The sequence below is a fragment of the Chryseobacterium sp. GP-SGM7 genome (genome assembly GCF_049166575.1).
Classification (GTDB): Bacteria; Bacteroidota; Bacteroidia; order Flavobacteriales; family Weeksellaceae; genus Chryseobacterium.
On the sequence record NZ_JBMHFF010000001.1, the window covers coordinates 747,457 to 771,849 of the forward strand.

General features: G+C 35.0%; 16 protein-coding genes. 8 read left to right on the forward strand and 8 right to left on the reverse strand.

The genetic code is table 11. From position 1 onward, the window contains the following. Positions 1-16: 16 nt before the first annotated feature. The 6 genes from ACOOWA_RS03385 to alaS all read right to left on the reverse strand — a co-directional run bounded on the left by ACOOWA_RS03385 (position 17) and on the right by alaS (position 13,333). Positions 17-2,422: a hypothetical protein gene (locus tag ACOOWA_RS03385; RefSeq protein WP_421373214.1), complete on the reverse strand. Its 2,406-nt coding sequence runs from the start codon at positions 2,420-2,422 to the stop codon at positions 17-19. A gap of 111 nt (positions 2,423-2,533) precedes the next feature. Next, on the reverse strand, positions 2,534-4,342 hold the full coding sequence (locus tag ACOOWA_RS03390; protein ID WP_421373215.1) for a cytochrome-c peroxidase: 1,809 nt from the start codon (positions 4,340-4,342) through the stop codon (positions 2,534-2,536). A 137-nt stretch (positions 4,343-4,479) separates the two neighbouring features. Further along, the gene (locus ACOOWA_RS03395; protein ID WP_421373216.1) at positions 4,480-5,955 is read right to left on the reverse strand and encodes a hypothetical protein; all 1,476 of its coding nucleotides are present in this window, start codon (positions 5,953-5,955) and stop codon (positions 4,480-4,482) included. A 191-nt stretch (positions 5,956-6,146) separates the two neighbouring features. Continuing rightward, positions 6,147-6,893 carry a hypothetical protein gene (locus ACOOWA_RS03400; protein ID WP_421373218.1) on the reverse strand — a complete coding sequence of 249 codons (747 nt, stop codon included), beginning with the start codon at positions 6,891-6,893 and terminating at the stop codon, positions 6,147-6,149. 896 nt (positions 6,894-7,789) lie between these two features. Then, the gene (locus ACOOWA_RS03405) at positions 7,790-10,273 is read right to left on the reverse strand and encodes a DUF5686 family protein (RefSeq protein ID WP_421373219.1); all 2,484 of its coding nucleotides are present in this window, start codon (positions 10,271-10,273) and stop codon (positions 7,790-7,792) included. Between the two features lie 456 nt (positions 10,274-10,729). Further along, entirely contained in the window at positions 10,730-13,333 is a 2,604-nt protein-coding gene (alaS, locus tag ACOOWA_RS03410; protein ID WP_421373220.1) for an alanine--tRNA ligase, read from the reverse strand. Positions 13,334-13,914: 581 nt separating this feature from the next. Between alaS and msrB the strand changes: the two genes are divergently transcribed. From msrB to ACOOWA_RS03440, 6 genes are all read left to right on the forward strand, one after another. Next, on the forward strand, positions 13,915-15,015 hold the full coding sequence (gene msrB, locus ACOOWA_RS03415) for a peptide-methionine (R)-S-oxide reductase MsrB (protein ID WP_421374642.1): 1,101 nt from the start codon (positions 13,915-13,917) through the stop codon (positions 15,013-15,015). A gap of 272 nt (positions 15,016-15,287) precedes the next feature. Next, positions 15,288-15,881, forward strand: a complete 594-nt coding sequence (locus tag ACOOWA_RS03420) for a (2Fe-2S)-binding protein (RefSeq protein ID WP_421373221.1) — start codon at positions 15,288-15,290, stop codon at positions 15,879-15,881. Next, entirely contained in the window at positions 15,878-16,855 is a 978-nt protein-coding gene (locus ACOOWA_RS03425; protein WP_421373223.1) for an FAD binding domain-containing protein, read from the forward strand. Before ACOOWA_RS03420 ends, ACOOWA_RS03425 begins: the two co-directional genes overlap by 4 nt. Positions 16,856-16,889: 34 nt before the next feature. Then, positions 16,890-19,106 carry a xanthine dehydrogenase family protein molybdopterin-binding subunit gene (locus tag ACOOWA_RS03430; protein WP_421373225.1) on the forward strand — a complete coding sequence of 739 codons (2,217 nt, stop codon included), beginning with the start codon at positions 16,890-16,892 and terminating at the stop codon, positions 19,104-19,106. A 33-nt stretch (positions 19,107-19,139) separates the two neighbouring features. Continuing rightward, the gene (locus ACOOWA_RS03435; protein WP_421373226.1) at positions 19,140-19,373 is read left to right on the forward strand and encodes a hypothetical protein; all 234 of its coding nucleotides are present in this window, start codon (positions 19,140-19,142) and stop codon (positions 19,371-19,373) included. Beyond that, positions 19,333-20,190: an aldo/keto reductase gene (locus ACOOWA_RS03440; RefSeq protein WP_421373228.1), complete on the forward strand. Its 858-nt coding sequence runs from the start codon at positions 19,333-19,335 to the stop codon at positions 20,188-20,190. The genes ACOOWA_RS03435 and ACOOWA_RS03440 overlap by 41 nt, the downstream gene beginning before the upstream one ends. 108 nt (positions 20,191-20,298) lie before the next feature. On the opposite strand, the gene ACOOWA_RS03445 is transcribed toward ACOOWA_RS03440, so the two are convergent. After that, on the reverse strand, positions 20,299-20,883 hold the full coding sequence (locus ACOOWA_RS03445; protein WP_421373230.1) for a hypothetical protein: 585 nt from the start codon (positions 20,881-20,883) through the stop codon (positions 20,299-20,301). 357 nt (positions 20,884-21,240) lie between these two features. On the opposite strand from ACOOWA_RS03445, the gene ACOOWA_RS03450 reads away from it, so the two are divergent. Next, entirely contained in the window at positions 21,241-23,055 is a 1,815-nt protein-coding gene (locus tag ACOOWA_RS03450) for an Ig-like domain-containing protein (RefSeq protein WP_421373231.1), read from the forward strand. Then, the gene (locus ACOOWA_RS03455) at positions 23,012-23,623 is read left to right on the forward strand and encodes a hypothetical protein (protein WP_421373232.1); all 612 of its coding nucleotides are present in this window, start codon (positions 23,012-23,014) and stop codon (positions 23,621-23,623) included. The genes ACOOWA_RS03450 and ACOOWA_RS03455 overlap by 44 nt, the downstream gene beginning before the upstream one ends. A 148-nt stretch (positions 23,624-23,771) precedes the next feature. Here ACOOWA_RS03455 and ACOOWA_RS03460 read toward each other — a convergent pair whose 3' ends face one another. Beyond that, positions 23,772-24,143, reverse strand: coding sequence for an STAS/SEC14 domain-containing protein (locus tag ACOOWA_RS03460; RefSeq protein ID WP_421373233.1), 372 nt, complete (start codon positions 24,141-24,143; stop codon positions 23,772-23,774). Between the last annotated feature and the right edge of the window lie 250 nt (positions 24,144-24,393).

The window sequence follows — 24,393 nt, forward strand, 5'->3', positions numbered from 1 at the left end:
TTCACTTTTATTCCTGTTAAAACTCAAGAAGTTTTAGTTTAAACTGTATGGCAAAATTCTGTTTAAAATTGTTTGTGGTGTAATATCCGACTCTGTAAAATAATCCGAGATTAAAATAAGAAGAGAGGAAATTATTCCATTCCAAACCTATTTCCTGATAAAGATGATCTAATTTTTTAAATCTGAAATCATGATATTCAGGATGTTTCATATCGCCAATAGTTCCACGAAGTATAAAATCAAAACTCGTTACATTTTGGCCTATACTTTTAAAATAAAACGGAAGTTTGTGGGTGAGATAATAGGCTATAAATTTATCATTGTAAAATTTCCCACCTTCCAAAGTGGCAAAACCGAGATAAGAAGTAAGGTTAAAATTAATGTCGCGACTCGGTGAAGCCAAGCCGTTTGTTGTAAAATTCTTCCAGATCGGTGCTTCGCCCAAAAGAAAACCTCCGTAAAGGCGAAGTCCGGTAGTTCCCAATCTCGTTTTGAAATTTTGAACAAATAAGGCATCGAAACGGGTATAATTAAAATCTCCGCCAAAAACTTTTACACTTTGCTCGTAATTAAAATAAAGTTCAGGATATTTCTGATCAATCACAGATTTTCCTTGCGGAGTCATAATATTTGTGGAGTTGGGAGAATATTTTAACGTAATTAAAGTATTAAAATTTTCAAATGACCCGCCTTTTCCCCTGAAATTGTAATCAAACAAAGCTTCTTCAGAATTTCTTCTTGTGGCAAAAGCCAGCGTTAAGCCATTAGTAATATCATTTAGATAAGATAAAGATACTCCTTTGTAACGGTAATATTTGTCGTTGTTTAAGTTGTTTCCATAATTCATCATTCGCATTCTGAATGTCCATAGTCTGCGGTAAAATTCGCCGGAAGAATTTACATCATCATAATATTCAATTCTGAAATAAGAGTTTTTTTCTAGCGAGGTTTTCATATCCAGCCCGATTCCGTACTTGAATTTATCGTCACCCAAACCGTATGCGAAATAATAGTCAGGAGAAAAATAAGGATCAAAATTTTCGTTCAGCTTTCCTTTTAAACCCAATCTGAAACCTTCATATAAATTGTAATTAATGACTTCGCCAATATCAAAATCAAAACTTCCTACGCGTACCTGTCCGTTAATCAAACCTGTCAAAACCCTCGCTGTACGATCAATATTATAGAGTTTTCCCAGGCTGTCGATTGTTTTGTACGTATGGCTTTCTCTCGGAGATAGAGGCTCGGTTCTGTAAAGATGAAGCATTTTCCCATCTGTATTTTTTACCGAAAAAGTATAACCTTTAAACTCTTCAGGATTTTCTTCAATAGGAGAGATATAGTTGGAATATTTTGAATACAAGTAAGCATAAGTTCCGAAACTGCTCTTTTTTTCCTGTTCTTTTTCAGGATTTTCGTTGTCTTGCCCCATCATCATCCGGCTCATGCGAAGTTTTACATTTTCTTCAGATAAAAACCATTTGTTATTGAAAAAAATCCATGTACTGGTAATATTGCCTTCGTTTTTTTCTTTACTGATGCTCTCAATTTTTTTTATTCCGTATGTTTCTGTATCAATATACATTACTCCGCTGAATTTTCTCTTTTTCATCTGTTTTTTATAATTGACTTCACGAAAACGGATCACAAAATTCTTTCTTCCATCGATTTCTATGCTGTCTGTGAGAAAAAAACGGTACAAACCTCTGTTTTCCTGCTTGATCTGATTTGGGATTTTATTTCGGTTACTTTGCAGGGCAATCATTTCGTAGATGGGCTGTTTCAATCCGGAAATTCGGTTATCGAGAATATTTATTTTTTCACCATATTTTTTAGAAAAAATAAATTCCTGAGCTCTTTCCCATAAAAAAAGTTTACTGTTGGCAAAAATTCTTCGTGCTGAAATATCTTTCAGAGAATCTTCTTTTTTATTTTTTTTGAAAAAACCTAAATTATTGGTAAATACATTATTGAACGCTGTAATACTGTCCTGGTCAATATCCAGAGAGACTTTTTCGTACGATTTATAAGCATACGAATCCAGACTTTCCGGTGAATTATTTTTAAATAGTTTTTCTACTTTTCGAAGGATTTCCAAAGCTCGCGGGTCACTTTTATCTTCTAGAATTACGCTTTCTATTGCATAAATTTTTGATGATTTTTTTGTGAGATAAACTTTGGCGTTTTCTTCAGATAACGCACTTTCTTTATAAAATCCAGATGCTTCAATCTGAATATTTTTACATTTGGATTTGAATTCCAAAAAACCCTCAGAATTGGTTTTTCCCAGAATTTTATGGTCACATGAAATTGTTGCGTTAGAAATCAGGGTTTGATCTGCTTCATCATAAACAGTAATTTTTGATTGTGAAAAACCAAAAATAAATGCCCATAAAAATGTAAAAATCAGACTCTTTCTCATACAATTATGCTCAGAACAAAATTACAGATATTTATCTTTCTGAGAAAGTTTTTAGAACTAACTTATTCTTTAAAAAGAATAAGAATTCCCGGAGAATTTTCCGGGAGCTCATTATTTATCGTCCAAAGCTTTTAAAAACCCAATAATATCATTGGTTTCCTGATCGGTAAGATTGAGGGGAGCATCTGAAAGCGTTTGATTTTCAAAGTGTAATCCGAAGCCTTTTCCACCACCTTTATTGTAGAATTTCATCACTTCTTTTAAGGTTTTGTAACCGCCATTATGCATATAAGGAGCAGTTTTATTGATATTTCTTAAAGTTGGGGTCTTAAAAGAATGTTGAAGAAAGGCTACTGTTTCATGAAATTTTCCACGTCCCGGATCCTGATCTGCAATTTTGTTTTCAGAATTTACCGCAAGTCCTAAAACTTCCTGTTCGGTTTTTTTATAATCCGGCGGAACGTTTCCGTTAAACAAAGGAACAAAATGACAAATCGCACACTGCGCTTTTCCCATAAAAAGATTAAATCCTTTTTTTTGCTGACTGGTCATAGCATTTTGATTTCCTCTCATATAGTGGTCAAAATCTGAATTAAATTCAGCTAAAGAACGGATGTAGCTTGCTAAAACATTTTGAAGATGCCAAACCTGTGTTTTTTCAGATTTATAAATTTTTTTGAAAGCGACATTGTACTTTTTATTCTGATTGATTTTTACAATAATCGCATTCAAATCACCATGCATTTCTTCTTTGTTGGTAATGACGGCAAAACTCTGACCTTCCAGATCATCTTTTCGCATATCCCAAAACTGGCCATGTTGAAAGGCTGAATAATTTAATGAAGGTGTATTTCTTGGCAAAGCAGAATTCTGTAGAGACATCGATTTTTCTAAACCGTCTGTGAAGGCTCTTTCGGCGATGTGACATGTTGCACAGCTTCTCATATTGTTGTCAGAAAGAATATTGTCATTAAAAAGTTCTTTTCCTAAACTTACTTTTTCGGGTGATATTTCATATTCTTTTCCGGGAGTAAAAGCATTAGGATCGAAAGCATCTTTTGAATAAAAGGTTGATGTATTTTTACGTAAAGCAGAAATAATTTCCACATCAGGTATATTTTCATCTTTTTTAAATTCAAGTAATAAAGCAGAAATTTTATTTAAATGATTTGGGATGAAATTAATGTAATCAAAACTCAGCTTATCATTGTTTTTCTTTAAAAAATCATTGGCAAAATCAATTTCTTTATTGATTTTCTGAAGACTGTTTTGTGATTTTCCTGTTGATATTTGCTGAATCGTCAGTTTTATTGATTCTAAAGAGTAAGGCATTTCCTTTAAAGACATTCCTGAAATCGGTGTGTCAAAACCTGCAATTCCCAAACTCGATATTCTGAAGATTTCCTGTCTTAAGGCGTCAAAAATTTGGTCTTTACTCATCGAAATTACCAGGAAATTGGTTTTAATCGTATTGTTTTTATTGAGCAGTTTTTTTAAAAGCCGGATGACTTCTTCCTTGTTTTGTTTTTCATAAGGATAAAGCATTTCTTCCAACGTCTGAAGACCTTCAGCTTCAATTTCTACGTTTTCAGCCATTTCAATTTCCGGAAGAGCGGGCCCGTTGATAAAACGGGAAGAGTGGGGAAGGAAGTATTCTACTGCCCATTCCATTTTTTTGTAGGTTTTTCTCAGGTTTTCAAATTTCACCTGAAGATTTTTCTGGTCTGATTCTTTTTCAATCAAATTAATCAGCTCATTGGTTTGACGCAGAAATTCAACATTATTCTTTAAAATTTCCTTTTTTACTTCATTCAAATCATCCGCTAAAGGTTTATGATTTTTCTGACATTGCAGAACTCCGAATAAAGAAAAAATAAAAGTGAGAAATAAGATAACCGGATATTTTAGTATAAATTTCATATAGAATTTATTCATTTTTAGCAGTCATATGCAATCGCTGGTTTTCATTGATTTTTTTTAATCATAGCGATTTAATAGTATGAAAAAGCATCAGTAGAGAAAACTCTACTGATACTTTTCAGGATTCATGGTTAATATTACTTTTGAACGTTTCTGATCAATACAATCTGACCGCCTTCTTTGTTGGTATTTACACCAGCTCCGTCTGCATTTTTGAATGCATCTTTCTGCCATGTATGAGAGTGAATGTTGACGGCAAAAGTATTTGGAATTCCTATAATGTCTGAAATATCAATCATCGCACCGTATTCCCAAGAACCGAATTTCCCTAAATTCCCCGATTGGTTGTAAGCAGTCTGCCAAGCTGTATTGTTTCTGTCGTGCTTCATATTCAGCCATGGTTTGTACTGTTTTGTGCTGATATTCAGCTGCCAAATGTAAGAATCGTGAGCTGCAGCAGTATAATAAGAATCTCCGTCTTCCTGAATATACACAAAGTTTTCAGTTACACAAAGATTATCAGGATTGATCAAATTATTTCCAGGGTTTGAATCTCCTTCTGCAACCACTTCGAGCTTTCCTGTCATCATATTGCTTTCATTTAAAACCAATTTATAAACTCTTCCCCACATCGTTAATCCGGGTTTCGGATTGACACCGTCATTAGATTCTCCTGTTGCAGTAAAATAAATTTCTCTTCCTTTTCCTGCTCCTTTTCTATAATCTACATCTTCAACTCTTGAAAAACGGATTGCACTGATCTCCATATTTTTCTGATTGATTTGTGCCCCTGTTAAATTTTTAGCATTCGGAATTTCAACAAATTCCACATCATACTGAGAACCTTTTGTCATATCGGTTTCTGTGGTATTGTTGTTGGTTCTCTTTAATGAATACAATTTTCCGTTATCAAGGTCTCCCGGAGTTTGTGCTACATACATCAAAAGCTGACCTGCAGACTGATGTGAAGTAGAATAAGACTGATCTTCACCAATTAAAATATAAGATTTTCCGTTGGAAATATCTTTAGGAAGTGGAACTGCATTTTCCATGGAAGCTTTTCCTAAAGCCGGTTTTACTCTTGTCTTATCAGCTGCCTGTGAAACAGGAGCCAAAGGATTTAGAGCGTGAACCATACTTTCTTCACCAGATTCGCCTGCAGTAAGAAATGCATCAAAACCATGCTCTTTTTGTGTTGCCAAAGTTGCAGAACACAATCTTGTCATTCCACCAATTCCGTTAAGAATATATTCTCCTTTTACAGGTTTAAAAGATTTATCTAAATAAACTCTTGAAACAGATTGTGTAATTTCATGATTGGTTATCATTAAATAACCATCAGAAGCGGGATCTTTCATAATTCCCATTCCATCTGGCTGACCTGCGAAAACGAAATTTGGACTTCCTGCAAGCACATCCGAGCTTGAAATTAAAGTGGTAATGTTTAAGTTCTCAAAGCCTGCCATTCCGTAAACAAAAGCTGGTTCTTTTGAGAAGTTTTCTAATTTGATGGCTTCGTTTACCGGGCTTTCAACTGTTTCATTGTCGTCCTTACAACTGTGAAAAACTGTTGCGGCTAAGAATAAAGCTGCAATTGAGTGGTTAAATTTCATAATACTTTCTATAGTTTAGTTGAGGCAAAACTATGAGTCTATTATGAACTATATTTTAAGCCGGCATACTGCATGATTTAAGTTTAAATTAATTAATGTTAAAGATTGTTAAGTAAAAGTAAATAATTAGAATGAATCAAAATAAAAATCCCGAAATTATCGGGATTTACAGTTATTTTCAAAGTATTGTATTACATTGCTTCTTCTTTAGTAATCGTAATTTCTTTTAAAACATTCCCACTTTTATCAACATATAAATATTTGATATGATTAATTCCCAGAACGGATATTTGCGAAAAAACCTGTCGGATTTGACCTGATTTCAACATCGCTTCTTTCATTGCTTTTTCCGCTCCCTGTGTTGCTAAAGCCGTTTTTAAACTGTCAGGAACTTCGCAGGTATATACCAGATTGTTGTCGGCATCCGCTTTAATGCTGGTAATTTTTGTTCCAGAAGAGGCATCTACAATTGGAAGGTTTTTGTTGAATGATTCTAAGATAATATTCAGTTGCTTACTGTCTGGTTTATCACCTTTGGCTATTGCTTTAAAATCAACATCTTTTGATAATTTTTTCTTGTCAATAGGCTGGTCTAAAATAACCTGAGAATTTTTACCGTAAACTTTTATATTAAATTTTACACCGCTCTCGAAAAGCTCTTTTCCCGCTTTTTCGCTTCTGATGGCCTGTCCGATCAGATCGGGAAGAGCACTCGTTACCAAATCACTTTCCATGTCGCCTTTTTCGTAATTTGTTTCTACAGAAATATCGACCTGATCTTCAGAAACAGCAGTTGCTTTCGTGGATTTAATTTGATTAACGGCCATCATACTTGATGAACGGTTGTACATATCAACAAAATCCTGAACCTTATCTTTCTTGGATTGACAAGATAATAACAGTAATGAAGTCATTACTGCAAAAAGTAGTTTTTTCATAAATAATATTTTTTTGGAAGATACTAACAAAACAGAAACCAAATAGGATTATGTTTTATGTAATTACTGGAAAAATTTAATTTCATGCGGATCACACAGATTTTTATCTATAAAATTGAAGCCTGATTTTTTTTTAACCGCAAAAGATCCAAAGAAATATTTGTAAAATAGAAATTCAAAAGTTTACAAAATGCAAAAAAATGCTCATTAATAAGTTTGCAAACTTTTGAATAAATATAACTCTGTGAAAATCTTCTGAGTCTTTTTTTGTAAAAAATTTATCTCAGAAAATATAATTCAAAATTCATCTGTGAAAATATGTGAAATCCGTAGGCCAAAATTATCATTCATCTTAAAGCGAAGCTCAACTTAACCCATCCAAAAACTAAACTAAGGTTAATGGTAGAAAAAATAGTTCCCGAGATTCCTGCGAAATGACGAAGTGACTGTTAAATTTTAGCAAATGATTAAAATAGAAATTCATTAAACCTTGTATTTCTCTCTTAAGTTTACGCCATTGTCTATCCTAAAAACATTCAGCATTTAAAAAACTTTGCGAACCTTGCGATAAATCTTCAACCCAAGAAAATGGAATTACAATTTAATCTGCGAAAATCCGTAAAATCGAAATGACGAAGTGACTGTTAAATTTTAGCAGATGATTAAAAACAGATATTCATTAAATCTTGTATTTCTCTCTTAAGTTTACGCCATTGTATATCCTAAAAACATTCAGCATTTAAAAAAACTTTGCGAACCTTGCGATAAACAATCCAACTAAGAAAATGGAATTACAATTTAATCAGTAAAAATCCGTGAAATCTGCGGGATAAAAAATTCTTAAAGCGCAGCTAAACTTAACCCCGTCTAAAAAACTACATCTGAATGTTAAAAAATTAGTTCAATAAATTAAATCTCAGTTTAATCCCAAAATTATCCTTAAACTCTGAAGTCTGATAATACCCTAACCGATATGAAAAGCCAACGCCAAAATTCCTCCCCAAAAATCGGTTCCACATCAAACCAACTTCCTGATAATAATGATCCAAAACCTGAAAATCAAACTGATGATCGCCTCTGTTTTTAAAATCACCAATCGCAGCCTGATATTCCAGTTCGATATTTGAATATCTCGATCCAATGGTTTTGAATCTGAAAGGAAGATATTGTGAAACTTTAAAGGCTACAAATTTATCTGCAAAGAAAGTTCCTGAAGGCATCGTTGCAAAAGCTAGATTATTTGGTGTATTAATATTAGAATACCAATGATCCGGGTTTCTGTCGTTCTGACCTGCAATTTCAAAGTTCTTCCAGATCGGAGCTGTTCCTGAAGAAATTCCACCGAAAAGTTTGATGTTAGTATAACCTAGTTTTGATCTGAACTGATGAATAATCAATGCATCTGCTCTGTAATAATCCAAATTTCCACTCAATGTTTCAAAACCTTTTTCAAAATTGACGTAAGCCTGAGGAAAACTTTTTTCATATGTGTATTTTCCGCTCGGCGTCATGATATTTTTGTCATTCGGAGAGAATTTGAATGATAAAGTAGCGCTTGTATTGTCGAATCGGTTGCCTAAATTCTTATAACTGTAATCAAAAAGAGCTTGTTGTTTCTCTTTATTCACAGCAATTTTCATACTTAAAGAATTCGAAATATCATACAGATAAGACGCACCCCATTTCTGAGATTTATAAAAATTGGCATTGTGAAGATCAAGATTCAGATCATTAACTTTCATCATCATATCCCACATCGTATTGCTGAATCTTCCTGCTGCAAATACATCATCTACATAATCAAGCCTGAAAATGGAAGTTCTTTTGTCCGAGAGTTTAACATCTAAACCCAAACCATATTTCCAGGTGTGGTCCTTAAATCCGTAACCGAAATAACCGTCCGGAGAAAATGTTTTGTTGAATTTTTCGTTCAGTTTCAATCCTGCTCCCAAACGAATACCTTGGTATTTATCGTAGCTGAAAATCTTTGTAATATCAAAATCAATCATTTTATAACGGAGATTTCCACGAATTAATTGAGTTAAAAAACTAAGTTTTTTTTCAAAATCATGCTTCTGTACAAAGCTATCGATTTTTGTGTAAGTGGCGCTTTCTCTTGCGGTAAGACTGTCGGTTCGGTATTTATCCAAAAGACTTCCGTCGGAGTTTTTCATTTCCAGAGAATAGCCTTTAAATTCTGATGCTTTCAACGCTTCATTTAATTTAAAATCAAAGAATCGGTTTTTTACATACAGGTAATTTCCAAAAGTTTTCTGGTTGTATTTGTGTCGGTCGCTGAGATGTTGACCTTTTTTCAAAGTATCGGTTTTTACGCTGTCTTTCTTTGACATATTAAATGTCTGGTCGCCCATTTTCAGTTTAATGTCTTCATAATCCAGAAACCATTTTCCGTTAATCGGTTTCCAGACGGAGACGATGTCGCCTTCATTTCTTTTTTTGTTGGCACTTTCAAACTTTTTCAGAGCGTACGTTTCAGAATCGACATAGATTTTTCCGTTGAATTTTCTTGGGTTCTGCTTTTTCTTGTCGGTGATTTCCTTAAATTTAATCACATACGTTTTCCTTCCGTCAATCTGCAAAGTATCAGAAAGATAGAAATTAAAAAGCTTTCTGTTTTCCGGTCTCAACTGTCTCGGAGTTCGGTTAAGGTTTGATATATTAATTGCCAAAGCTTCATAAATAGGATTTTTAAAGCCAGACATTCTGTTGTCGATGATATTGGTTTTTTCGCCGAAACTTTTAGAATATTTGTATTCCGTGGCTTTTTCCCAAAGAAACATCTGGCTTTCCTGAGAAGCGTTCAGAAAATCTTCGTTAATCAAAGAGTCTTTTATTTCTTTTTCTTTCTGTTTGGCTTCTTTTTTCTCAACTCTAGAAAGAGAATCTTTTCGGGATGCCAAAAAGTTTTTGAACGTGTCTACCGAATCTTTATCGACGTCGATAGAAAATTTAGTGTACGATTTAAAATCATAAGAATCCAAAGACTTTGGAGAATTATCTTTGGCTCTTTTATTCACTTCATCCAAAATTCTCAAGGCTCTCGGGTCACTTTTATCCTGAATCACCACGCGGTCGATATTGCTCATTTTATCAGATAATGGCTGCATCGAAACCTCCATCGACTTTTTTACATCTACCAAAGCATCTTCAAAATTACTGGCTAGAACTTCTACTTTTTTACATTTGGTTTTAAAAGATAAAACGCCTTCGTAATTGGTTTTTCCAAGCAGATTATCGTCACAGTAAACGGCGGCATTTTCAATCGGTTTTTTAGTAGATTTATTGAAAACTTTAAGCTGGCTTTGACCGAAAGTAAGAACAGTAAAAAGTAATAGAAGCGCGGATAAAAGTCTAGTCATTGAGTTTTTATTATTAAGACAAAACTATTGATAAGAAAGTTACAAAACGATAACAGAAAATATAATCTTTTGTTAAAAATAAAATACGCTGTATTTCAATGCAGTACTAATGATTTTTATGCTTTTCAATTCCCGAAGGAATGATAAATTAGGTTTCATTTAAGAGTTTTTAAGGATTTTGGAAAGAAATAATTTTAAAGATTTGATCTTTGACAGTTTGATAATAAATTCATTGGAGAGTAATCTTGTATGGAAAGTAGATGAACTGAAAAACAAAATTTACACTCAAATAAAAAAAACAATATAAATTTTCAGAAAACTCTGATCGAAATTACCATGAATTCATTTTATTATAAACGAATCCCGTTCAAAGACTGAACGGGATTTGTTAGTAGTACGTTTCGATAACAAAATATTTTAGAAACCACAATGTGGTAATATTTTCATAAGAAATAATTAAATATTAAACGCCTTCTGATAAGCATTTTCCAAACCGTCAAGATTTTTACCTCCTGCCGTTGCAAAGCCCGGATTTCCGCCGCCGCCGCCCTGAATTTCTTTTGCTAAATCTTTAATTAATGCTCCTGCCTGATAAATTCCTGCCAAATCATCGGAAACACCCACGGTAATCATTGGTTTTCCGTCTGCGTCAGAAAGAACAACCGTGATTGAAGTCGGGATTTCTTTTTTCAACTGAAATACAATATCTTTCACTGAACCGGCATCCAGGGAAGTTCTTTTTACTAAAAGTAATTTATCTCCTTTTTGCTCGTACGCACCTTTCCAGTCGCCGATTTCGCCTTTTGCTTTTTCTTTTTTGAAACCTTCAACTTCAGCTTTCAATGAAGTGTTTTCTTCGATTAATTTTTCAATCGATTTTACAACATCTTTTGATTTCAGTAATTGAGAAAGCTCATGAATCTGCTTTTCTAAATTGTTGAAATATTCCTCAGATTTGTCTCCTGAAATGGCTTCAATTCTTCTGATTCCAGCTGCAACAGAGCTCTCAGAAACAATTTTGAAGTGACCGATTTCACTGGTGTGTTTTACGTGCGTTCCACCACAAAGTTCCTTCGAACTTCCAAACTGAATCATTCTCACGCTGTCGCCATATTTTTCGCCAAATAAAGCCATTGCACCTTTGTCAATCGCCTCCTGAAGCGGAATATTTCTGAATTCCTGAAGCGCAATGTTTTCTTTAATTTTTGCATTGACTTTCTCTTCAACCAAAGTCAATTCTTCCTCAGTCATTCTACTGAAATGAGAGAAGTCAAAACGCAGATAATCCGGACCAACAAATGAGCCTTTCTGTTCCACGTGAGTTCCCAAAGCTTCTCTTAAAGCCTCGTGCAACAAGTGCGTTACCGAGTGATTAGACTGAGAATTTTTTCTCTCCGTTGCATTTACTTTAGCATAGAAAACAGCTCCTGCATCTTTCGGAAGTGTGTTGATTAATGAAATGATCAATCCGTTTTCTTTTTTAGTTTCTAAAACTTCTAAGCTTTCAACTGCATTTTCAAGTATTCCTTTATCACCTATTTGTCCACCACCTTCAGGATAAAAAGGTGATTCACTCAATACAACCTGATAAAACTCTCCGTCTTTATTTTCTACTTTTCTGTATCTTGTAATGTAGGTTTCAGATTCAAATGTATCATAACCTACAAAGTTTTCGGGTTTTTCTTCTAAAGTTACCCAATCGTATACTTTCTGAGCAGAATCGGCTTTTGAACGTTTCTTTTGTTCGTTTAAAGCCTGTTCAAATCCTGCTTCATCAATAGTTAAGCCTTTTTCTTCCGCAATAATTCTCGTTAAATCATCTGGAAACCCATACGTGTCATACAATTCAAAAACCTCTTCTGTTGGCAATACTTTTTTACCTTCAGAAATCGTCTGCTGAATTAATTTATCAACTCTTATTAATCCTGTTTCAATAGTTCTCAGGAAAGATTCTTCCTCACTTTTGATCACTTCGGTTACCAAAGTCTGCTGTTTTTCAAGCTCAGGGAAAAATTTGCCCATTTGCTCATTAAGAACAGCAACCAATTGATAAAGGAAAGGTTCTTTTCGGTCTAAAAATCTATAAGCGTAAGAAATTCCTCTTCTTAAAATTCTTCTGATCACGTAACCTGCTCCTCCGTTGGAAGGCAGCTGTCCGTCTGCAATTGCAAAAGAAACTGCTCTGATGTGATCCACTACAACGCGGATGGCGATGTCTTTTTCGTCCGTTAAAATTCCTGTATATTTTTTACCTGAAAGTTCTTCAACTTTAGCAATTAAAGGAGTGAAAACATCTGTATCATAATTAGACTCTTTCTTTTGTAAAGCCATGCAAAGACGTTCGAATCCCATTCCGGTATCGATGTGTTTTGCAGGAAGATTTTCCAAAGAACCGTCTGCTTTTCTGTTGAATTGCATGAATACCAGATTCCAGATTTCTACCACTTGTGGATGATCGTTATTCACCAATTCCAATCCTGAAATTTTAGCTTTGTCTTCTGCACTTCTTAAATCAACATGAATTTCTGAACATGGTCCGCAAGGTCCGCTTGCACCCATTTCCCAGAAGTTATCTTTTTTGTTTCCGTTGATAATACGGTCTTCAGAAACAAACTGTTTCCACAAATCGTAAGCTTCGGTATCTCTTTCAAGATTTTCTTTAGCATCACCTTCAAAAATGGTTACGTAAAGATTTTCTTTAGGAATTCCATACACTTCAGTCAACAATTCCCAAGCCCAAGAAATGGCTTCTTTTTTGAAATAGTCACCAAAAGACCAGTTTCCCAACATCTCAAACATCGTGTGGTGATACGTATCACGACCCACATCATCCAAATCATTATGCTTCCCGGAAACTCTTAAACATTTCTGTGTATCGGCAATTCTTGAGGCTTTAGGCTCTTTATATCCTAAAAAATAATCTTTGAACTGCGTCATTCCAGAGTTGGAAAACATTAAGGTAGGATCATCTTTCAGCACAATCGGTGCAGAAGGAACGATGAGATGTCCTTTCGATTGAAAAAAGTCTAAAAACTGTTGTCTTATTTCCTGTGAAGTCATATTTGTTGCTTTTGGCTAATTGCTTTTGGCTTTTAGCTTTTTTTGATTTGCAAATTTAATGTTTTTGTCCGATTTTATATCAAATATTTAATACTTACTTTTTTATCAGATTCTAAAGTAATTCATAAAGAAAAATGTTTTCAATCATGTAAACTTCTAGCATCCATTTTCCAGCATCCTTTCTTTCAGAAGCTATTTCCCGCTTTCCGCACTCGTTATTTTTTGAATTCCACATCTGCAATGTCATCACCAAATTCAAAAAATGAGCTCAGACAAAGCTGCAATCGGGGCTAAGGTTTTTAGGGTATACTTACAAAAATTGTCATTTCGACGAAAGAGGAATTTTCTTTCTAAACCTTCAAGGTTTCAAAAACCTTGAAGGTTTGATTAACAGGTTTAACAAAATCGAATCCGCATCATCTAAGTTTTCGTATATATTAATGCGATTAAATCAGTGAAAATATACTATAAATTGTATAGAAATTATCACTGAATTTACATTACATCTAGTCTGAAATTTGCAATAAGAAATTGCGGATTCAACATAAATCAAAAATTTAAAAATGAACAGAAAAATAAAAATGAAGAACCTATTTATATTTCTCGGATTAATTCTGGGAATTGCAGTATTTGCAACAAGCTGTGGAGATTTAAACAAAAAGAAATCCACTGAAACTAAAAAAGAAAATGAGAAAATCATGGATGCAGGAAATGTAAAAGAAATCTATTTTGCAGGCGGATGTTTTTGGGGAACCGAACATTTATTTCAGCAGGTAAGAGGAGTGGTAGGAACGGAAGTGGGATACGCTAACGGGAAAATTAAAAACCCAACTTATGAGCAGGTAATCAGTCATACTACTGGTTTTACGGAAGCAGTAAAAGTAAAATATGATGCTGATCAGGTAGATTTGAAATTATTGATCGATTTATATTTTAAGTCAATTGATCCGACCACGTTGAACAGACAGGGAAATGATGTAGGTGACAACTACCGAAGCGGAATTTATTTCACCGATAACAATACGGGTGAAGTCGTAAAAAGTGAAGTAGCTAAACTTGCGAAAAATTATTCAAAGCCGGTTGTAGTAGAAACGATTACGTTAAAAAACTTTTATAAAGCTGAAGATTATCATCAGGATTATTTGGATAAAAATCCGGGCGGATATTGCCACATTGAACCTGGTCTTTTTGAAGAGGCCAGAAATGCAAACCCGCTTCCTAAGAAAAGTGAAGTAAAATATCAAAAGCAGGATAAAAGCGTTTTAAAACAAAAATTAACTGCCGAACAGTATAAGGTAACCCAGGAAAATGATACGGAAAGACCTTTCCAGAATGAATATTGGGACGAAACCCGTGAAGGAATTTATGTAGACATTACGACAGGTGAACCTTTATTTATCTCAACCGATAAATTTGAATCAGGTTGCGGATGGCCAAGTTTTTCAAAACCAATCAGTCAAAAGTTGATTGATGAAAAAGTTGATAACTCAGTCGGAATGACGAGAACTGAAGTAAGAAGCAAAACCGGAGATGCACATTTGGGTCACGTTTTTGATGACGGGCCGAAAGATAAAGGCGGACTTCGATACTGCATCAATTCAGCTTCATTAAAATTTATTCCGAAAGCTGAAATGCAAAAAAAGGGATACGGAGATTATATTTCTCTTCTCAATAAAAAGTAAATGAAAAGACTGTCGAAAGGCAGTCTTTTTTGTGTTTATTTGAGTTGAAATATTTTATCAGAACACAATGAAATTTCAAGCTAAAATCAATTGAAAGACTCAACTGTATTTTTGATGAATTATATTATGATTGTGCATCAAATTTTCTTATTTTGTTTATCTCTAAATTAGTTTAAAGTCTAAATTACAGCTTATTATTTAAGTATATTTGAAAGATATGAGATTATTTTTTTACTAAAATCTCATATCGTTGAATTTAAAATTCTACCGCAATGCCTGAAAAACCAAATTACAGCAGAAGGCTGTTCCTCAAAACCTCTGCAATGGCAGCTTTACTGGCTGCAATACCAACGTCAGTCAAAGCTTTTTACAATGATGTGAAAACGTTTATACTTCCGAAAAAGACCGTGCTTCCTGTTAAAATCTCCGTCAATAAAAAATCATATGAACTAAAAAGTGATTCCCGCTCAACGCTTTTAGACGTTTTGAGAGAAGATTTAAATCTTACAGGAACAAAAAAAGGATGTGATCACGGTCAATGTGGAGCTTGTACAGTTCATATCGATGGAGAACGGGCTTTAAGCTGTCTTACTTTGGCGGTTATGGTTCCCGGAAAAGAGATTACAACAATTGAAGGATTGGCAAACGGAGAACAACTTCACCCGATGCAGGAAGCTTTTATTGAATGTGACGGTTTTCAGTGCGGATATTGTACACCGGGACAGATTATGTCTGCTGTTGCCTGTGTAAAAGAAGGGCATACAAAATCGGTAGAAGAAATAAAGGAATTTATGAGCGGAAATCTCTGCCGTTGCGGAGCTTATAACGGAATTGTTCAATCCATCCAAAAAGTTGCAGCACAATGAAACCTTATACTTTTGAAAAAGCAGCCAACATAAATGCTGCATTACGCTCAAAGACCGAAAAATCGCAGTTTATTGCGGGAGGAACTAACCTGGTTGATTTACTCAAAAAAAATATTGCTCAACCGGATGCTTTAATAGACATTACTTCGGCTATTTCCAATGAAATAAATATGTCTAAAAAGAACATCAGCATCGGTGGAATGGTTAGAAATACGGCATTAACAACCGATAAAAATATTCTTCAACATACACCACTGATTGCAAAAGCAGTTTTGGCAGGAGCTTCACCGCAAATTAGAAATATGGCAAGTACAGCAGGAAATTTGCTGCAGCGTACAAGATGTGTTTATTTTTATGATGTGACAATGCCGTGCAACAAAAGAAATCCGGGAAGTGGTTGTAGTGCGTTGAAGGGTGAGAATAGTTTGAGCGCTTTGGTTGGGTATAATGAACAGTGTGTTGCGGTACATCCTTCCGATTTATGTGTTGGACTTGCAGCGCTTGATGCGGAGGTTTTTGCAACTTCTGAGAATGAAAAGAAAATAAGAATTCCTTTTAAAGATTTTCATAAACTGCCGGAAAATACGCCTTTAATGGATAATATACTTCCTCAAAATGCTTTGATTACCCATATCGAAATTCCGATTGAGCCATTCTCGAAAAATTTTGCTTATGTAAAACTTCGGGAGCGAACTTCGTATGCTTTTGCATTGGTTTCGGTTGCTTCGGCTTTACATTTGGAAGGAGATAAAATCATTGAAGCAAGATTAGCTTCAGGCGGAGTAGCCCATAAACCTTGGCGTTGGTACGAAGCTGAAAATTATCTGAAAGGGAAAAAAGCTTCCGCAGAAACATTTGCAAAAGCGGCTTCAATCGCAACAGAAAATATTAAACCTCTTTCAAAAAACGGATATAAAATTCCGATGCTGAAAGGTGCTATTGAAACGGCTCTTCAAAACAGCCTGAAATCTTAAATAATTAAAAAATTTTCAATTTAAAATTAAAAGAATGGGATTTTTTGACGAAACAGAAGCATATCCGATTCCTGTTGACGGAAGAGTAGAAGCTTTGGCAAAAGTAACCGGAAAAGGAAAATATGCAGCAGAGTATGAAGTGGACAACATTTGTTATGCCGTATTGGTGACAAGTGAAGTTCCTTCAGGTAAAATTAAATCTTTACAGCTTGATTTGGCAAAACAGGCAGAAGGAGTTTTAGATATTATTTCGCATCTTAAAAAGCCTGCAGTTCCCGGTTTTGCAGATGAAACCAAAATAAAAGAATCAAAATTCGGATTACCGGTTTTTCATACCGATACAGTCTTTTTCAAAGGTCAGCCGATTGCCTTGGTAATTGCAAATACTTTTGAAGAAGCGGTGTATGCTGCTTCTTTGGTAAAAGCAGAGTATGAAAAAGCTCCTTTTGAAGTTGATTTTAACAAAGCAAGAATTAACACAGAATTAAAACCTGCCGGAAAAGAAAGAGGAAATCTTAATGCGTGGAAAAATCTGCCTTTCACCGTTGAGCAGGAATATAATATCGCAGAAGAAGTTCACAACCCGATGGAAATGCACACCACCATTGCACAATGGGATGGAAATAAATTAAAATTATACGACAAGAGTCAAGGGGTGAATGGTGTTCAGAAAACAATTTCAGGACTTTTCAACTTACCTGTTGATCATATTCAGGTATTCAGTGAATTTGTTGGCGGCGGTTTTGGCTCAGGCTTAAAAGTCTGGCCTCATGTTTTGGCTGCTGTTTTGGGAGCAAAACAGGTTAACCGTCCTGTAAAATTAATGCTTACAAGACCTCAGATGTTTCATTCAGTAGGTTACAGACCTGCTTCATGGCAAAAAATTAAACTTGGAGCAGATTCTACAGGGAAAATTTTTGGAATTCATCATCAGGCAAAAAATGGTTGTGCTATTTACGATCCTTTCAGTGACGGAATTACCCGTGTCACAAGATTGATTTATCAGTTTGATAATTTAAAAACCGAAAACGCTGTTGTCCCACTCAATCTCAGTGCACCAACTTGGATGCGTGGTCCGGGCGACTGTACAGGAGATTTTGCAGTGGAATCAGCCATTGATGAATTGAGCTATCAGCTTAAAATGAATCCTGCAGAATTGCGATATAAAAATTTAGCTTTACATAAAAATCCGGATACAGGTCTGCCATGGTCGACCAATTATTTAAAAGAAGCCATCCAGAAAGGAGCTGAAATGATCGGCTGGAATCAAAGAAAGGTAATTCCCAACTCAGAAACAGATGGTGACTGGAAAATCGGCTACGGAATGGCAGTCGGAATGTGGAATGCCGGAAGAAATAAAGCCAGTGCAGGAATCGTGATGGATAGAGAAGGAAATATCATCCTTCAGACTGCAATGACCGACATTGGAACAGGAACTGGAACCGGAATGATGAATATTCTTCACGATGCAACAGGAATACCAAAATCTAAAATTAAAATACAGCTTGGAAATTCAGATTTACCACCTGCAGGAAGTCAGGGCGGAAGTACCGGAATGTCTTCCATCAGTGGAGCTGTTGTTGCTGTAATTGATGCCTTAAAGCTGAAACTTTCGGAATATATTGCATCTTCAGATTCAGCGTATAAAAATGCCACGGCAAAAGATATTCTTCTTTCTGATACCGGAGTTTCTTTGAAAACAAAAGGACAACATTTTGTTCCGTATCAAAAAATATGGGAAGGAAATAACCTGACACTTTTGGAAGTGGAAGCGAGTTCTGGCCCCGGAGATGAAAGATCAAAATATTCATTCTGTTCTTCCGCAGCGCATTTTTGTAAAGTAAGGGTAAATTCCAAAACAGGAAAAATTGTTGTTGAAAAAATGGTCGCCGTGGTAGATGGCGGAAAAGTTATTAATCCGAAGCCTGCAACCAATCAGATTACAGGAGCTGCAGTTGGTGGAATCGGGATGGCTTTAATGGAAAAACAGCTGATTGACGAAAGATTAGGAGGTTTGATTGGAAACGATTTAGCAGGTTATCATTTTCCGGTGAATGCGGATGCTCCGATTATTGAAGTATCGTTCATAAATAAACCTGATCCTAATATCAATCCAAGTGGGGCAAAAGGTTTAGGGGAAGTTGGAATTATCGGAGTTGCTCCCGCGATTGCCAATGCTGTTTTTAATGCAACGGGAAAACGTTTCAGGGATTTACCGATTACCCCTGAAAAGTTTTTTGAGAAATCCTAAATATTTATTAAAATTTTAAACTAAAAAAGGCGATTGCCTTTATCAGCACAGTGTTTGCACTTCTGTTATCATCACAATAAAATATTCAATATGAAAAATGAGATTATAACAGAAGAGCACGCATTGGGATTGGGAGGCGTAGCAATCGGAACAGCGTTTGAAAAAATAACCGATGAGCAGGCACAAAGCGTTTTAGAGGCTGCATGGAATGAAGGAATTAGATATTATGATACTTCTCCGTGCGTGGTACGGACTTACAAAAAGTGAGCGACGTTTCGGAGATTTTCTGAAACATAAAAACAGAGCCGATTTTTTATTCTCAACCAAAGTAGGAAGGCTTTTTAGGGAAGTTGAGGAAGAAGAAGTTCCGCTTACGATGTGGAAAGCACCATTGTACTACGATTTCAAACATGATTATACTGAAGATGCGATTAAACGGTCTATCGAGGAAAGTCTGAAAAGAACTTCATTAGGTCACATTGATATTGTTTACGTTCACGATTTGTCTGAGGATCAGGTGGGTGACCGGTATGATTATTTTCTTGAACAGGCTAGAAAAGGAGCTTTTAAAACATTATCAAAACTTCGGGATGAAGGAATTATCAAAGCTTGGGGAATGGGGGTAAATAAAATTGAACCTATTCTCGACTGTCTTGAAAGTGCAGACCCGGATATTTGTCTTTCAGCGACACAATATTCAATTCTTGAGCATGAGGATGCCGTTGACCGTCTGTTGCCTGCCGTTAAAAAAGCAGGAGTGAAACTGGTTTCGGGAGCAGGATATAATTCAGGTTATATTGCAGGCAGAACGCGCTATAATTATAAAGATGTTATTCCGAAAGGGATGGAAGAAAAAAGAAAAAAAATTCTTGAAACTGCCAGAAAATACGACGTAGATATCATTCACGCGGCATTACAGTTTGTTTTAGCGGCTGATGAATTTGTATCTGTTATTCCGGGATCGAGTACTCCATCACAGGTTGTGGATAATGTAAAAGGATGGAAGGCAGAGATTCCGAAAGAGTTTTGGGCAAATTTAAAAGAACAAGGTATTATTTACGAAAAAGCCCACACTCCTCACTGAAATTAGTATAAATTAAAAACCTCAGCTTTAAAAGTTGAGGTTTTTAATTTTTATATTATTGAATTGTCTGATTACAATATTATTTTTTGTTTCAGAAAATTAAAGCTTTTAATTAAATTCATGTTTATAAGATTTAATATTATCAAGCGTGGGAAGAGTATTAACGGTAATTTTCTTTCGATTTTTCTTTGCTTTTTTTGAACCTAAAATCTGAGTAATCTCGGTGATAGTTCCTGTAAGAAGATCAATTTTAGTATCAACAGTTGTTTCTTTGCCGTCCCAATATATTTTCGAAACTGCAATCAGCTCAAATTTTCCTTTGTTGAAACGGAAAGTTTCCTCATGTTTTACATCACCGATTTCTTTGTAAATAATCAGATTATTGTTTTCGATATGTATATCAGAAATCTGATTCCCGCCGTATTTTCCATCAGGATATTGCGGATCGAAAACTTCTGTAGAACTAAAAGCAGATTTGAATTTTCTATCCTGACCCAAAAAAAATATCTGAAGCTTTAGTGGCTGAGTTACATCTTTTGTATTCATAGAAAGAAGCACCTTATCCTGCAGTCCGTCTTTATTAAGGTCACCCATTGCCTCTCTTATTGTTTTAAAATGATTTGTACTTTCATTAACCTGAGAAAAAAAAGGCAGGGTTGTGAAAACTGATAACAGGAAAATTATTTTCTTCATGGTTTTTGGAGAATGATGTGATTCTAAATTAGTTTGAATAACTAAAATACAAAAAAACTTTGACCTTTCATAATGAATAATTATAATAACAATCTTTCATTTTGTTGACTATTTTTTAAAGATAATTATTATTTTCGGTAAAGCTGATAAAATGTAAATTAATTTTAAACTTGAGGTATCATCCTGTGAAAGCTTCATATAAAGTACTTTAGCATGATGAATTTTTCATAATTCAATGAAATAAATGTTAAAAAACTGTCTTTATGACAATATTCATATATTGAAAAATTTAACAAAATATAATTCACTTCGGAATCCGAAATCTTTATTTTAGCATCCTAGAAAACTGAAATTTTGATGATAAAGCATTTCTTGGTTCTTGCAGGACTGAGTATTTCCTGTAATTTACTGGCTCAGCACCATGTCTCGAGAATTTATTCTGATTTTTCAGGGTATTGGGATAGTAACACAGCAATTCAACCTAACAATAGCCATAATCTTCTTGCGTTTACTTGGGATGCAGACGGAACCGGTACTGCGCACCAGCCAAAAACTTATAGTACAGGTGTTAATAATGCTACATTAACTTCCCACGGAATATCTTTTACACCTGGAACTTTCATTGCATTGCCTATTTATAATATTCCCTCACCTAATGGTAGCACTTTTATTGGTGTAGGGCAAATGTATGGCGGAAACGGTAACATTACTCCCGTTCCGGTTAATAACAATTTAATATCATATTTGTCAGATGGTATTCAGGGGTTAGACTTGGGAACCGCTTTATTTAATATCCCGTCAGGTTCTAGTATAAGCCTCAACACGATGGGGATTGTGCAGTCTTCAATAGGTGACGGAATTCCTGACCTTATCTTTACTCAAATGGGAGACCCTTCAGGCGCACCCGACAGTTTTTATTTTATAAATGATTCAAACGCTGTAGTAGGAACTCCTTATAACGTTGCTTTTAACAGTGTGCCGGTTATTGGAAATGCATGCTGGAAATTTTATAATGCTAACGTTAATCCTCCCGCTTATGCTCCAGGTGTTTCCGGAACATCGGGAACCGGTACCTGTGTACGTGGAGTGAGAGTTTTAGCTGCCGACTGGTCTGAGTTTGGTATTACAACCAGCAACTATACACAGGCAGTAAAACTGATACAGACTTTTTCGGGGACTTCAGATTTAGCATTTATCGGTGCCTACAATGAAGAATCTATTACTTTTGCAGCGAGTGTTGCCGGCAATGTTTATAATGATAATGATGCAGGAGTTCCCAATGGAAATCCATACGTAGGAGCTACAGTAAGACTGCTTAATAACGGGGTTGTATTCCGTACAACCACAACGTCTTCAACAGGATTTTATTTTTTCGATAATATTAATACCAATACCTATCCAGGACCTTTCACGGTGGAATTGGAAGTTCCTTCAGGATTTTCTGTGGTAGGCAATAGCCTTAGTAATACAAATAACGTCATTCCTACAACATTTACAAACGGCACTTCACAAGGAAATAATTTCGGAATCAACAGAGCTCCTTTTGCAGGGGATGATACTTTTTCAGCTCCCAAAAATGTATACAAAACATTTAATCTTATTACTAACGACAGCGATTTTGATGGTGGAATACTTATTCCGTCAAGCATCAACCTGGTTGCCCCATCTGGAGCATCCAATATTTCCACTTCAGGAGGTAATACAAAAGGATTTACTATTACTAATCAGGGAACCTGGATTGTTGATAATGCCGGAATTTTAACATTTACTCCCGTCAATAATTTTTTTAACACAGCATCTGTGGTGCAGTACACCATTAAAGATAATGCAGGATTATCAAGCAATATTGCATCCATCAATATTTCGGTAGATTATTGTTATAAACCGGGAACAACAGGAGTTACCCCATCCACCACAAATCTCGGCATTTCTACTCTTTCAGAAAGATTTAAAAACTGGCCGGTCGGACCTACGAATGCCGAAGGTGGAATTCCAAATGGTTTTCTGGCTCTCAATTCTTCAGATAAAGGAATGGTTATCACAAGGGTTTCGAATTCTTCTGCAGTTTCTGAACCAAAAAAAGGAATGATTATCTACGACATTGCTTCTCAGTGTATTAAACTATTCAATGGTTCTGTATGGAACTGTATTAAAAGAAGCTGCAACGATTAATTCTACACACATGAAAAAAACTTTGTTATTGATGGCCATTATGTTCATATTTACTTTGAATGCCCAGATAGGAATAGGAAAAACAGGAATATCAGGAATAGGATCTATTATAGAATTTGATGGGAACACCTCAAATGTATTAACCGATAATACTACTGCTAATAAAAAAGGCCTTATTTTACCCGCTGTTCTTGACACTCCAAATTTTGGAGCGGCAGGTTCTGCAACAAGCAATGTTCAAAACGGTACATTTATATTCGACAGGCTGACAAAAAAGGTCAGATTCTACGAAAACAGTGCATGGAAAGACATGTCTGATGAAGGAAATATTTTAACATTAGTTCCTTTTGCAGGTAGCGAGATCGGTAAAGGCGTCATCATAGGTGCTTCGTCAAGCTCTGCCAAAGGAGTGTTGGTGTTAGAAGCAGCTGATAAAGCATTGGTTCTTCCTCATATATTGAATCCGGATCTTACAGTTATTAATCCTTACCCCGGAATGATGTGTTATGACACGAAAAGTAATTCTATAGCAATTTTCGATGGCATCAACTGGAATTACTGGAAGTAGATTTAAAATAGCTATTCTGAAAAAATAAAAAAAAGTCTCTCTCACAGCTAGTGAAAAAGACTTTTCATGATTTTTCCCGACTTTATACAGTAAAATAGTTTTCTTACAGAATATTTTTAACTTAGGTTAAACTCTGAGATTAGGTCTTTTATTTTTCAGGCTCATTGCCATTATTGCACCAATAGAGCGCGTGATAAACATTATCTTTAGAGAAGAATTTAAAATTACTGAATCCATCTATATCGCTAAATTTATTTGCATCTTCATTACTACTCACGATGGCCGCTCGATTATAATTAGAAATGGTATTGATTTGTGAAAGAGAATTTGTAAGCCAGCTTTTTATGTCTGTATTTTCTAGGTCGGTATCCAGATACAGCATGTAATTCAGTTCATCAAACTTTGCGACTTTATTTTTAACGTGTGGAATGACAAGATTTTCAAAATCTTCTCTGTTGATTTCTCCAGTAGCATTAAATGCGGCAACATTTTCAGGGGCATCATTAAGTATTGTAATCATATCAAAATTTTTTTGGTGGTGAAAGAGATTTGGCAATAATTAAGCCATAGAATAATGATGTGGTACTTAAATAAAATATTAAATTTTCAATTTAAATTTTTTCAAATATAAAAAAACAGATTTTGAATTATTATTCTAAAATAAGTCAAAAGTAAGCTGTCATAATCGGGTCATACAGAAAATTCTGCCACGAAATGAAAAATCAATATACCAATCACCCATAAAAACTAATACAAAATGCGATCAGGTC